This is a genomic window from Paenibacillus sp. MMS18-CY102 (assembly GCF_009789195.1).
Lineage (GTDB): Bacteria > Bacillota > Bacilli > Paenibacillales > Paenibacillaceae > Paenibacillus_T.
The window spans coordinates 1-13,239 of the sequence record NZ_WSTC01000020.1 but is presented as its reverse complement, the minus strand read 5'-3'; the positions used below and the strand labels follow the sequence as shown (position 1 = coordinate 13,239).

The 13,239-nt window shown below is 50.0% G+C and carries 9 protein-coding genes; 6 read left to right on the top strand and 3 right to left on the bottom strand.

Features of this window, described 5'->3' with window-relative positions:
• Nucleotides 1–34: 34 nt before the first annotated feature.
• From GON22_RS15885 to GON22_RS15875, 3 genes are all read left to right on the top strand, one after another.
• Nucleotides 35–994: an ETX/MTX2 family pore-forming toxin gene (locus GON22_RS15885; protein ID WP_160397083.1), complete on the top strand. Its 960-nt coding sequence runs from the start codon at nt 35–37 to the stop codon at nt 992–994.
• Between the two features lie 185 nt (nt 995–1,179).
• Nucleotides 1,180–2,535 carry an MFS transporter gene (locus GON22_RS15880; protein ID WP_160397082.1) on the top strand — a complete coding sequence of 452 codons (1,356 nt, stop codon included), beginning with the start codon at nt 1,180–1,182 and terminating at the stop codon, nt 2,533–2,535.
• A 7-nt stretch (nt 2,536–2,542) separates the two neighbouring features.
• Nucleotides 2,543–4,792 carry a heavy metal translocating P-type ATPase gene (locus GON22_RS15875; RefSeq protein ID WP_160397081.1) on the top strand — a complete coding sequence of 750 codons (2,250 nt, stop codon included), beginning with the start codon at nt 2,543–2,545 and terminating at the stop codon, nt 4,790–4,792.
• Nucleotides 4,793–4,861: 69 nt separating this feature from the next.
• Here the strand turns inward: GON22_RS15875 and GON22_RS15870 are convergent, their stop codons facing one another.
• Both GON22_RS15870 and GON22_RS15865 read right to left on the bottom strand, forming a co-directional pair.
• Nucleotides 4,862–5,521: a response regulator gene (locus GON22_RS15870; protein ID WP_160397134.1), complete on the bottom strand. Its 660-nt coding sequence runs from the start codon at nt 5,519–5,521 to the stop codon at nt 4,862–4,864.
• A gap of 21 nt (nt 5,522–5,542) precedes the next feature.
• A complete protein-coding gene (locus GON22_RS15865) occupies nt 5,543–7,927 on the bottom strand; it encodes a sensor histidine kinase (protein WP_160397080.1) in 2,385 nt (794 codons plus the stop codon).
• 210 nt (nt 7,928–8,137) lie between these two features.
• Between GON22_RS15865 and GON22_RS15860 the strand changes: the two genes are divergently transcribed.
• Nucleotides 8,138–9,442, top strand: a complete 1,305-nt coding sequence (locus GON22_RS15860; RefSeq protein ID WP_160397079.1) for a helix-turn-helix domain-containing protein — start codon at nt 8,138–8,140, stop codon at nt 9,440–9,442.
• Here the strand turns inward: GON22_RS15860 and GON22_RS15855 are convergent.
• Nucleotides 9,414–10,757, bottom strand: a complete 1,344-nt coding sequence (locus tag GON22_RS15855; RefSeq protein WP_160397078.1) for a uracil/xanthine transporter — start codon at nt 10,755–10,757, stop codon at nt 9,414–9,416. The genes GON22_RS15860 and GON22_RS15855 overlap by 29 nt on opposite strands.
• A 154-nt stretch (nt 10,758–10,911) precedes the next feature.
• Between GON22_RS15855 and GON22_RS15850 the strand changes: the two genes are divergently transcribed.
• Entirely contained in the window at nt 10,912–11,823 is a 912-nt protein-coding gene (locus tag GON22_RS15850; protein WP_160397077.1) for a LysR family transcriptional regulator, read from the top strand.
• 74 nt (nt 11,824–11,897) lie between these two features.
• Nucleotides 11,898–12,866 carry a serine/threonine protein kinase gene (locus GON22_RS15845; RefSeq protein ID WP_160397076.1) on the top strand — a complete coding sequence of 323 codons (969 nt, stop codon included), beginning with the start codon at nt 11,898–11,900 and terminating at the stop codon, nt 12,864–12,866.
• Nucleotides 12,867–13,239 lie beyond the last annotated feature (373 nt).

The following is a 13,239-nucleotide window of genomic DNA, read 5'->3' as shown; positions in this document are numbered from 1 at the left end:
TAGCAGTTCTATTATGAAAGGTGGAGAAATGAAAATGCCAACTGAAACCGTGTACCATTCCATTATTTCTAAAGGAAAATTAGGAAACCAGTCGTTAGCCATTACAGCGAAAGACAACAGTGATTCGGTGTTTCTATCGCCGCACAAGTACGGGGATGAGTATCAATTGTGGGAAAAAAGAGCGGTTCGCACCAATGATAGCACCGCATATGCAATCATTAATAAGAAGACGGGCACATGCATCGGCAGAAGGTCGACAGCGAACGGATCGCAGCTTTATTTGGAAAATATCTCCCAAGCGGATACGAACGACCTGATGGTGTGGAAAGATGATAGCGTGCCAGGAACGTATAATGCGATCAAGAACTTTGCCGATTGGGAACAGAAAATCAATGTCCCGCGCAGTTCCTTCAAGGATGGCCAAGAGCTCGTCACTTGGGAATGGTCCAAGGCGGCTGATAACGAGCTTTGGCTGTTTTTGGCCGATAAGAAGAATATCAAAATCAAGCATATTGATTTTCAGCTGGAGGGCGTTGATCCTAAGGTAGACCAGCCGCTCGTTACAGACAAGCAAGTCGTCAAAAATACGTCCGGCATTGACCAGACGCAAGTGCTAACGATGTCCTATAAGAAAGGGACATCCTATAGCTTTACGAATGAACGTGGCCTGAAAATTTCGGAATCAATCGAATTTAAAGCGGGGCTGCCACTCATCGGCGAGACCAAAGTGAAAATTGGCGTAGAAGGCTCGCGTACGTATTCGCAAACTGATGCAACTGACGAGTCAGAGGAGCTTACGCTAGAAGTGCCCGTAACCGTCCCGACAGGCAAGACGATCGAGGTGTCTGCTATCATTTTGCAAGGGAAAATCGATGTGCCGTATACGGTAACCTTCGAAATTACTTATCCGGGCTATACGGAGGAAGTAACGGCTTCGGGCATATTCTCCAGCGTAAACTCGTATTCGGTGTTTACGGAATTTAAGCTCCTTTAGATTTGAAAATATATTATTCTTTCGACGCTTGCAGGCAGTAACTGCAAGCGTCTTTTCGCATGCCAGTTAAATGCATGGCCAAAAATCGCTGTTTGTGAACCCGAAAAATCGCATGATTTTACCTATTACGTTTTCCTATTGCTTCCATTATTCTGAATGTAAATAAACAGAAGGGGTGAGACTAGTTGTCGCTGCAAGCCGTTTACACGACGAAGCCGAGAGTGGTATCGCAATCGAGAATCATTGTGATATTTCTGTTAGGCATCTTTATGGGGGCTTTGGACCATGGCATCGTCGGGCCAGCCCTATCATCCATACTGGCTAGCTTTGAGGTGGGAACCTCATGGGGCGTATGGAGTTTTACGATATACACGCTGCTCTTCGCAGTGAGCATACCTGTTATGGGAAAGTTATCCGATCGTTTTGGGCGAAAAGGGACGTTTATGTCCGGCATAATCTTGTTTGGGATCGGGTCAATAATCGCGGCGTTTGCTCCTAATTTTGGGCTGTTCCTGCTTGGGCGCGCTGTTCAGGCGATTGGCTCCGGCGGGATTTTTCCGATTACGGCAGCCCAGATCGCAGCCACTTATCCGCCTGAGAAGCGAGGCAAAGCGCTGGGCTGGATCGGCGTAAGCTTCGGCATTGGGACGATTATGGGGCCGTTAATTGGCGGCTTAATTATTTCGTTTGCGGACTGGCAATGGATCTTTTTAATGAATGTTCCGATTGCACTTGCCATTCTGCTTTCTATTTCACGTTACCGTTCCGAGCAGCAGACGGCCAAGAAAGCGATTGACGGCTTCGGCATCGCGGTGCTGAGCTTGCTTATCGCCAGCCTTATGCTGGCCACGACAGAGAAAAGCATATGGCTTGCAGTCGTAGCTGTTGTGCTGCTGCCTATCTTGATTATGGTGGAGCGCAAACAAGCGGATCCTGTCTTGAAACTCTCTTATTTCTCAAGAGGGAGTACGCTGCTGTTGCTGATCGCATCGCTTACATCCGGCTTTGTAATGGCCTCAGCCATTAACATGCTGCCTTATTATGCTGAAACGCTGCTTGATATTCCGAAAGGCAATAGCGGATTGACGGTTATGCCGATGGCTGTCGCTTCCATGGCGGCATCGCTCTTGGCAGGCTATCTGTCCGATCGTATGGGACCGAAGCGAGTGCTGCTCCTCGGGTTTATCATCACGCTGGCTGGTGCAGCAGCACTCGCGACTGGCACGGAGTCGTTGCCGTTGTTCGAGCTAACGATTCTAGCCATGGGTTTCGGCGTCGGCATTGTTATTGGCGCCCCACTAAACGTCATGATTTTGCAGGCGGTCGGCATGCAGGAAATGGGGGCGGCTGTCGGATATTTGAGCTTGCTGCGGTCCGTTGGATCAACGCTTGGGCCGACGCTAGCGGGACAGTTGATTCTGTCTAATGATAATGGCTTCGCGTACTTGTATGTGACTAGCGCTGCTGCATCTATTCTAAGCATCGTTCTAATTAGTATGTGGAGCAGCCGAACGAAGCTGGCTGATGGGAAAGTGGGGTGAGCCTTATATGGAAGCAGAGCAACCGCTAGTTGCAGAACAAGACCAGGCAATGCTTCATATTACGGGCATGACTTGCGCGACATGTGCGGTCCGCATTGAGAAAGGGCTTAAGAAGATGCCTGGCGTCTCGGAGGCGACGGTTAACTTCGCTTTGGAGAGAGCGTCAGTCACCTACGATCCAGCACTTGTTGATCCAGAAAAGCTCGCGGGCAAGGTGGAATCACTCGGCTATGGGCTGATTCGTAAGCCCAAGCCGAATGGGGACGCAGCGCTGGCAACTGCAGACCCGCGCCAACAGGAAATTCGCAGGCAGCGTTGGCGGACAGCCGTGTCTGCGGCTCTGTCATTGCCGCTGTTGTGGACGATGGTGAGCCACTTCTCGTTCGCTTCAGCCATTTGGCTGCCAGAGTTGTTTATGAACCAATGGTTTCAGCTCGCGCTTGCCGCTCCCGTACAGTTCATAATTGGTGCGCCATTCTATAAAGGGGCGTTCAAGGCGCTTCGCAACGGGAGTGCAAATATGGATGTGCTCGTATCTTTGGGCACATCGGCAGCGTTCTTCTATAGCCTATACGAGTCGCTCCGAACGCTTGGGGCTCATGGCCATATGCATTCACCGCAGTTGTATTACGAGACGAGCAGTGTGCTTATTACACTAATTTTGCTAGGGAAGCTGTTCGAGGCACTCGCAAAAGGCAAGTCGTCTGAGGCGATTAAGACACTGATGGGGCTCGGGGCGAAGACTGCAACCGTCATACGCGGAGAACTTGAATATCGGATCCCGATTGAGGAAGTTGTCGCAGGTGACATCATCATCGTTAAGCCGGGCGAGAAGATACCAGTAGACGGCATTGTGCTAGAGGGCAACTCAGCCGTCGATGAGTCGATGTTAACAGGCGAGAGCATGCCCGTGAAGAAGCGGGCGGGCAACGATCTGTTCGGAGCGACAATTAACCGAAATGGCATGTTAAAGATTCGGGCAACAAAGGTCGGTGCGGATACGGCGTTAGCGCAAATCATTCGGGTGGTGGAAGAAGCACAAGGGTCCAAAGCGCCGATCCAGCGGGTGGCTGATCGAATCTCAGGCATCTTCGTGCCAATCGTGATCGGCATTGCTGCAGCGACTTTCGCAATATGGCTATTCGTGGATGGAACAGCTGCATTCGCCAATGCGTTAGAGAAAGCGATTGCGGTGCTCGTTATCGCTTGCCCTTGTGCACTCGGACTAGCTACGCCGACTTCGATCATGGCAGGTACTGGGCGTGCTGCAGAGCTTGGCATCCTGTTCAAAGGAGGCGAATGCCTAGAAGCGGCGCATCGCGTGGATACCGTATTGCTTGATAAGACAGGCACCGTAACCAATGGCAAACCAGAGCTTACAGACGTGTTGGCCGGCGGTACATACGCCGATCAGCAATTGCTGCGCTGGGTTGGCGCTGTGGAACGAAATTCGGAGCATCCGCTAGCGGTGGCGATCGTTCGTGGCATTCGTGAAATGGGGATTGAGCTGCCAGCCGCTGAGCGGTTCGAAGCGATTCCTGGTTACGGCGTTCGCGCAAAGGTAGAGGGCTATGCGCTGTTGATCGGGACGAGCAAGTTGATGAAGCGGCATAACATTGCTGCTGAGCATGCCTTTGAACAGATGGCCGGGTTGGAGAAACAAGGGAAGACGGCTATGCTCATTGCGGTAAACGGGCAATATGCGGGAATTATTGCCGTGGCGGATACGATCAAATCAACGTCCAAGGCGGCAGTGGACCGTATGCATGGCATGGGAATCGATGTCATCATGATTACCGGGGACAATGCAGCAACAGCTAGTGCAATCGCAGCTGAAGCGGGCATCAGACGCGTAATGGCAGAAGTATTGCCAGAAGGCAAGGCATTAGCGGTGAAGCAGCTGCAGGAAGCTGGGCGCAAGGTTGCGATGGTAGGGGACGGCATTAACGATGCGCCAGCACTCGCGATGGCAGACATCGGCATGGCGGTCGGAACCGGAACAGATGTCGCGATGGAAACGGCAGACGTGACGCTCATGCGCGGTGACCTGGCTAGCATCCCTGATGCGATCCAATTGAGCCGCAAAACGATGGCGAACATTAAGCAGAACCTGTTCTGGGCGCTAGCCTATAATATTATCGGCATTCCAATTGCTGCATGCGGTTTTCTTGCCCCATGGCTTGCTGGCGCAGCAATGGCACTAAGCTCCGTATCCGTCGTTTTGAATGCATTACGGTTGCAGCGTGTCCGCTTATAATCGAACCGCTGCATCACAATAAAGGGAGTGCTCCCAGAAGCGTAACGGCTTTTGGGACACTCCCTTCGTTCATTCGAATTTCGCTTCCTGCACGAGGCCGTGCTTCTTCGCTTCTGTAATCGCTTCAGAGCGAGAGCTGACGTTTAGCTTCTCGAAAATTTTCGTCAGATTGTATTCGATCATCCGCTGGCTCATAAACATCATGGCTGCAATCTCTTTGTTGCTTTTGCCTTGTGCGATCTCTTGCAAAATAACCTGCTCCCGCTGATTGATTGAAATATGCTCAAGTGAGCCATTGCTCCCAACGGGCACTTTAATATCGGTGCGGCGCAGCTCTTTAACGAGAGCCGTCGGCAGTACGGTCTCGCCTTCAAGCGCACATCGAATAATATTGATGAGCCTCGCCCAGGAGGTTGCTTTGTTCACAAACCCGCTGACGCCAGCTTCGATTAATATATTGAAGTTCGGAGCGATGTCAAAACCCGTATAGATAAGAATGAGCGCATCAGGATTGGACTCGATGATTCGCCTTGTAAGCTCTAGCCCGTTAATGACCGGCATATTCAGATCGAATAGCATGAGATCGAACAGATAGCCCTGGGCTAGCAACGAAAGCGCTTCGGTGCCAGACTCTACCACGGTTACTTGAAAATCGGCTTCACGTTCCAGCCGTTGTTTGGTTCCTTCGCCTACCGAAGGATGATCGTCGACAAGCAGAATGGTTACGATAAGAATCACCTCATTATAGTATTAGCCGGTTGTACGCGCATCGAATGCACGAATATGTGACGAGGATACTGCAGGAACGGCAATATCGACCTGGAAGCCTTGTCCGGGCTCTGAGCGGAAAACGACGGTTCCTTCCAAGCTTGCGACCCTCTCTTGAATGCTCCACAGCCCCATGTGCGAGAACGATGATCGGAGCTGGGTTAGATTCATCCCCACACCGTTATCGGCATAGCGAATGTGGAATTGTTCATCCGAGCTGGATAGAATGAGGTCGATATGCGATGCTTTGGCATGTTTGCCGGCGTTATGCAGCATTTCCTGCACGATTCTGTAAAGCGTTAGCGCCTGATGGTTATCCAGCTTTACCTGCGCTTGGCATTCATCGGTGTTTAATGTAATGGAATAATTGGCGCGCAATCGAACCTTGGCCAGCAGATTGCGGATAGCTTCGATGATCCCCATTTCGTTGAGAAAAGGCGGGCGAAGCTCGTTACAAGTCTCGCGAATTTGGTCGATAACGTCTAGCAGCCCATCGCAAATCCGGCTGACGTCATGTTTGGCTTCGCTGGACAGTTCGTGGCGAGAGCTTAAGTCTTCTAGCTGTTGATACAATAAAATTTGATCCTGTAGCGCCGCATCATGAAGATCCGTACTAAGCCGCCGCCGCTCGTTTTCGGAAATCGAGAATAGAAGGCGGAGCAGCCAAGTCGGCGTTTGCTGGTCCTTGGCCATGCTCTGCTCCAGCTCGCCGATGAAGTCATCTACGAGCAGCAAGTTCTCATAGACAAGCGTTCCGTAATTCAACAGCGTTCTCAGCCATGCAAGCTCGTCTTGATTAAACCTTGTACGATTGGATTTGTTATGGATCCATAAGAGCTGATATGTTTCGTTGTTGCTGGCAAACCAATAGCATAGCCCTTGTTCAATAGGCAAAAAGCTGCCGGCGGCGCCGCGGATGGCTGCCTGCTTCATCTTTGCGAGCGTCGCCTCATCCGGCGGGGAGCCGAATGCCGATTTGATTTTGCAAGCTTCCGAATGCATATGCAGCTCCAATAGAATGACTGACTTTACCCGAAGCACAGCTTGAATCTCCTTAATGAGCATGTTCTCCAGGTCGGCAGGCTTCATGATCCGGGAAATCTGGCTTGTGAAACGGTCAATGCTTAATTGGAATGGACCGTAGCCGTCGAGCCAGCCGGAGCGAAGCCGCATGTCAACCTGCTCTTTGAGGTACAACAGCAGCATCATCGCCGCATAGATAACAATAACGAGCTCATGCCATTTTCCCTCCCACGGAGAGTCGTCCTGATTGAGGAGGAGCAGCAGCCCAACTGCAACAATAGCCGGAACGACCGCCATGCAAGCGAAGTATCGTAACCGTTTTAACATGTGGTCGATGTCGAGCAGTTGCTTGGCAGTCAGCAGCCTGAGATACATAATCGGCATGAAGAAGACACATGCAGAAGCAAGCTCGGGCGAGATTAGTTGAACTTTCGCAATTAATTTAGGCAGTGCAACGAGTCCAACGAATGGGAAGAAAGCGATCACTTGGCCGGTTAGCAGAATCGTATAAACGGGCCGTTCGTTTGAACTGCTAGCTGCATATTGGCGAAAGCTAACGATGAGCAGAGCGGCAATTGAAATGCAGAAAAAAGCGAGAGTAAGGCTTCTAACTTGCGCGTACGGTATTGGCATCAGCATGCCTGAATAGATGTAGATTGCATTAATGGCAGTAAACAAGCCGATGATGGCATATCCGAATAGAATAAACAGCTTCGCCATACGCAACTTTTGGCCGTTTTTCTTTGCATGAAGATAGATAAAGTGAAGCAGCACGAGCGGAATCGATGGGAACGTGCCCGCGATAAGCAGCAAGGCAAGGCGATCATATCTTGCCGAAGCGCCAGCGATGACATAGCTAAGGGCGACGAGCAAGGAAAAAATAATAAGTACGGCCACATCGCGTTCCATTTTGCCATTTTGTTTTCGATAGAAGGCTAAGCCAATGGCAAGCGTCACAAGCAGCAGGATGAGCGGCAATAAGCTTTGCATGAGCCATGCGTACGAAATCTGGAAGTCAGCAATCGAGTAGCTAGTTGTTACATCCCCATGAAGTATGGCCAGTTGATGTATTCGTTCGACTTTCAAATAGGTGCTTAACGTAAAGTTGTCGGAGGGAGGATGGTGATCAATTTCGACGATGGCATCGCCAAGCGCCAGCCCTTCTTCACTCGCCCAAGAGTTATGCGAAATGTAGGTAATCACCCATTGATCTTGATCGTTTATATGATGGGCTTCAATGCCGATATAGGTATACTTCATGCTAATAAGTACGAAATAAATCATTAGGACGACAATAAGAAGCAGTCCGTATAATTCTTTTTTGCGCAGCAATCCTAGGCCCATAATTTGCTCCTCTGGCAAAACTGTAAATTTATAATCGAATATCGACAATGATACCATGGTTTACACATACCGCAATACAATTTCGAAGAAACGAAGCATAGATTTCGGTGAAAGTTGGGAGAAACTGTATTACGATTCTAATAGGCTGTTGTGTCTGGAGTCGCATAAAGCCGGATGATGCCTATTTTTCGTGTGTTGGGGTGGCAATGAATGAAAATCAGCGAACGGATCAGGCAACTGAGGGTTCATAAAAAAATGACGCAGGGCGAGCTGGTCGAAGGCATTGCGTCGGTTGCTTATTTGAGCAGAATTGAGAATGGCCAAATTCGGCCCTCATCACAATTTCTACATCTAATATCCAGCAAGCTAGGGGTTGAATTGGAGTATCTCGTCACGTTGGACCGCAACAAATATAGGGACAAAATCAATGGTATCGTCCAGTGCTATCGCAAATCGGGGGAATTGCCTGACGAGGATGTGCTGTTTTTGAACATGCATGCGTTAGAGCTGCATGACGAACAAATTCATTTGCAGATTTATGCAACGTTAGTCTCGCATTATGCCGAGCTAAGGGATGTAAAGGAAGCTTGCAGGCTATATGGCATGTCGAAAACATTTATCCCAGACGCGTATGGCGAGGGGCAAGGAGAACATTATTTTTTCTATTATTTAGCTGCAGGCAACTTGTTTTTATATAAGCAAAATTTTTTTCAAGCGAATCACTATTACGCGAAGGCAGAGCCTTATTTGCCTTGTGTTGGCAGCTGTGAAGCGGCACTGCTCTTTCTTCATATAAGCTTGGTCAAGCAACGGATTGTGGAGGATAAGCGTGTTTGTTTTCACTATGCACAGAAGGCGCATGACGGCTTCAAAGCGTTGGATGATCATGGCCAGTTGGCGAGGGCGCTGATCACGTTAGGTTTTCAATCCCATCTGCTGCATCGGCATGACAGTGCAATGGGCTACTTAATAGAGGCGCAGGACATTGTGAATGCAATTGGCGATTCACAGCTGCTTGCTATGCTCGAGTACGCATTTGGCTGTGTTCATCAAAGCATGCGGAATGATGACGATGCGATTTGCCATTTTGAGAAGGCGGCCGTGCTCAATGAGAGCATTTCGTTCGCCGCTGGCAACGTTTATGTTTACAAAAGCCTGGTTGAGATTTATAGGGAGCTCAAAGCATGGAGTGCGGCAGACGATTATCTCGATGAAGCGCTTCTCATCGCAGAAGAGCATCAGTTGCATTATGACTATATTGAGTTATGCGCCATGAAGGCTGGGGCGTACAAGCTTCGTGCAGACGAGGCAAAGTACGAGAAGGAGATGCAGAGGCTGGTGGCGATGTGTATCGTGGATAATCAACTCAGCCATGTCAAGCCGTTGGCGAGCGAGCTTGGAGCCCACTATTATGACAAGCGAGCGTACAAGAAGGCGGCTGATTATTGTACAGTTGCCCTCGCATACGATCGCAAAGTCGCCCAAGTTACGCAATTGTCCGTTCCGATTGCGTGATAACGGGCGTTGTCTCATACTTCTCCCACCGCACAACGTTCTCCAGCACGATGACCATGATGACCCCGATCACTAACCCGTTCGACAAAATGGGCATAAGCAATGGAGGAAACTCGGTAAACGCAGAGCTTGGGATGTTCATAATGCTAATGCCCGTCAGGACGGGAAGGGCCAAGCGATAGATCGTTTTGGCATTAAATGTGGTGCCTTGAATGGTGCGGAAGGCCGTGCCGAACATCTGGAGGTAAGCAATAAATAGGGCGGCGCTCCCCACGGACATCGGAAGCTTCACGAGCCAACTGCTTAGAATTGGGAATATCCCGATCAGCATGAACAGCGCAGCGCCTACGAATAACGCCGCACGCCGCAATACTTTCGTATTTTCAAGAAAACCGATCGATGAAGCGTACGTCCCGAATGGAATGAGGCCAAAGCAAGCCCCCAGAATGGAGAAGCCGTTGGTAAACAAGATCGAGCGTATATACTCATTCTTCGATGCGTCCCGTTGGAAAAGCTTGCTGGCCGCCGTTAGGCTCGTAATCGTATTCGTCATGTTCACGAGGCCAGCGAGCAAGCCGACTAATAGAATGCCAGGCTCCCAGCCGGGCGTTCCCCAAGGCAGCCAGTCCCAAATCCCCGTGCTCCCCGCATTCACCGTTTCCATTCTGCTGTCTTGCCCGAATAACAATACGTAAGCGGCCCAGCCGGCCATGATCCCAATTAACAGCGAGAACTGTCCTATTTTCCCTTTTCCTTTCAGATGGACGAAGGCGACAACTGCCATGATGAAGAGGGATAACCCCGCTGTCTGCAAATCCCATTTGCCATTCTGGTCATATCCGATCATCCCCTTGAAGAACGTATTTGCAAGCTGGAACGTTAGCAACAGCAGAAACACGCCCATCACGACCGGTGAGAATATTCGTTTTAAGACTTGAATAAAGCCGCATAAAGCCAAGATGATAACGAGTGCGCTCGATAACAGAAAGCCGCTCATTAAGCTAGCTGCAACAGTGCCCACATCCATGCCCATCGCAGGAGCGGAAGCGGTAATGCTTAGAACGAGCCCCCACCATACGCCAGCTGGCCCATCCATCAGCGAATAGCGATGCCCCCATATAAGCTGTACGATACATAATAGCCCGGTCAAAATAAAAGAGCGTTGCATCGAGGCTGCGATGCCATCGGCATCAAGCCCGAGCGCATGCCCAACCGAGAGCGGCACCATGACCGTGTTCGTGAACAAAAAGAAAAGCCACTGCACGCCGGCGAGCAGCACGCTTAACGAATGTTTGGTTTCAATCTTGCTTGCCATGAGCCTTCCCAGCTTTCCACATGTTGTTTGCATTTGGGGAGTAAATCCGCCGAATTGCTTCAACTATGGTATCATGGGCATAACTATATGAATAATATCAAAAATATTGCTTTCGCATATGATAATCGTATACCTGGCAGGAGCGACGACATATATGGACTTGAAACAACTGCGTTATTTCATTGCACTAGCCGAGGAGCTTCAGGTGACTTCCGCTGCGCAAAAGCTGCATATGTCCCAGCCCCCCCTTAGCCAGCAGCTCAAGCTAATGGAGACAGAGCTAGGCGTACCGCTTTTTAATCGCAATGGCCGTAACCTGGAGCTAACGGCTCCGGGCAAAACCTTATATGAGCATGCGCTGACGATAACGCGCCTCATGGAAGAAGCAAAAGCGGAAATTCAGGAATCGGGGCAAGGGCTGAGAGGGAAGCTGTCCATCGGCATCAATACGCTATCGGATGAGCGGCTGCCAGAGGCGCTTAGTGCGTTTCGGGCGTTATATCCGAATGTCACCTTTAAGATTCAGCAGAATGAAACGAATCAGTTAATGAAGCTGGTTAAGGACCGGGCACTAGACCTTGCGATCGTGCGGCTGCCTATCGCGCTTGATGAATTTGACTATGTGAATCTGGGGGCAGAGCCTTTATTTTTCGTAACAGCGGGCAAGCTGCAAGAAGGTATTGTACAGGCAGAAGCGGGAGGCCAATCGGCGCAGCCATTAATTGCGTACGAGCAAATTGCGTTGCATCCATTAGTGCTTCCAAGCACGGAAGGCCTTGGCCTGTACCACTTATTGTTGGATCAATTCCATGCGAAAGGCTTGTCGCCAACGATCGTAGGGGAATGCTCGGATATTGGCATGCTAATCGAATTGGTGTCATCCGGGTTCGGAGCGACTATTTTGCCACGGGCATCACTTAACCGTTATCGCTGCCATCAGCTTCAAGCGTATCGCATTGATGGCCCGCATGCCTCATCTAGCTCCGCGATGATCTGGCTGAAGCAGCATTACATCAGCAAAGCAGCACAGAAGCTGATTGATTTGATCAAACCTCTAAACAATTAAGCCTTGTTGGCCGATTCCATTATTAGAAGATTTAAGGAAATTGGACATAATGGGACCCGGGGGCCGATTGACCGATGGAGATGAAGGATAGCCTGAATTTAAATTTAAATTCACATTCACATTCGAATAAAGACGCGTTAGCAAGAAATACGATTCTTCAGGGGAAGTATAAAATTAGAAAAGTGCTGCACCAAAGTGAGCTGTCGATCGTGTATGCAGCTATTGACGTAGATAGCAGCGAAATGCGCGCCATCAAGGAATTTTATCCGAAAGCGATAGCTTGCCGGAAACCAGATCACGTTTCGATTGGCTGCTTGAAAACTGATTTGTCGCCTACGTATTATAAGCTGCTGGAACAATTCGAACGCGAAGCGATGCTGCTCAAGGAGCTGGATCACCCTAACATCGTGCGGTATGGGGACCATTTTGAAGCGAATGGCACGATGTACTTGGTTACTTCGTTTCATTATGGCATGACGCTTAGCCATAAGATTCAACAAATGAAGGCTGCGCAAGATGAGCGTGAGATGAGCTTTACGACCAAGGAAATGGTGCAAATATTCAATCCATTATTAGATGCATTGTCGCATATGCATGCGAAGCAGGTTGTTCATCGCGATATAAAGCCGGCCAATATATGGCTTGATCAAGAAGGGCAGCCGATCTTGCTCGATCTCGGCTCGGCGATTCGTTACAATGAACCAGGCCCGCATCCTATCGTAACCACGCCGGGCTATTCGCCGCTGGAGTTATACTCCGAGCGTTCCAAGCAAGGACCAGAAGCTGATATCTACAGCCTTGCAGCAACGTTATTCTATGTGATGTCGGGCGGCCATGCGCCATATGATGTGACGAACCGGCTATTCGATGACAAGCGGCAATCCGTCCGTGCCCATTCCCGCCGTGTAGGCATTTTGCTGGATCGGGTCATTCGTTGGGGGCTAGCCGTTGAAAGCCATAAAAGATTCCGGTCGCTCCGATGGTTCCGTGCAGCGCTCCGGGTCGAACAAGCGGTAAATCTCCTTTCCCCTCGAAGAGGGTAGGAGGGGGAATCAGCCGTAAAGAGGCGGATGGCGCGCTGGAGCGCGAAATGGGCAGGAAAATCTGCCCTAAAGAGCTGGAAGGCGAGCTGGAGCGCGAATAGGGCAGAAAAATCTGCCCTAAAGAGCTGGAATGCGAGCTAGCGTGCGAATAGGGTAGAAAAATCTACCCTAAAGAGGCGGATGGCGAGCTAGTGTGCGAATAGGGCAGAAAAATCTGCCCTAAAGAGCCGGATGGCGAGCTAGTGTGGTAGCGTCAAAAAGTTTGTGTAGTAGATTTATCCATCAGGAAGGCGAAGCCTGTTAGTTGTTGTTGCCCCACTAGGGGGCATCGTTCAAACAAAGGCGCAGGAGGCTTTTCACATCATCCTCCGTA

Coding starts and splice junctions, on each gene's coding strand:
- GON22_RS15885 (WP_160397083.1), top strand. CDS start 35: ATGCCAACTGAAACCGTGTACCATTCCATTATTTCTAAAGGAAAATTA.
- GON22_RS15875 (WP_160397081.1), top strand. CDS start 2,543: ATGGAAGCAGAGCAACCGCTAGTTGCAGAACAAGACCAGGCAATGCTT.
- GON22_RS15865 (WP_160397080.1), bottom strand. CDS start 7,927: ATGGGCCTAGGATTGCTGCGCAAAAAAGAATTATACGGACTGCTTCTT.
- GON22_RS15860 (WP_160397079.1), top strand. CDS start 8,138: ATGAAAATCAGCGAACGGATCAGGCAACTGAGGGTTCATAAAAAAATG.
- GON22_RS15855 (WP_160397078.1), bottom strand. CDS start 10,757: ATGGCAAGCAAGATTGAAACCAAACATTCGTTAAGCGTGCTGCTCGCC.
- GON22_RS15850 (WP_160397077.1), top strand. CDS start 10,912: ATGGACTTGAAACAACTGCGTTATTTCATTGCACTAGCCGAGGAGCTT.
- GON22_RS15845 (WP_160397076.1), top strand. CDS start 11,898: ATGGAGATGAAGGATAGCCTGAATTTAAATTTAAATTCACATTCACAT.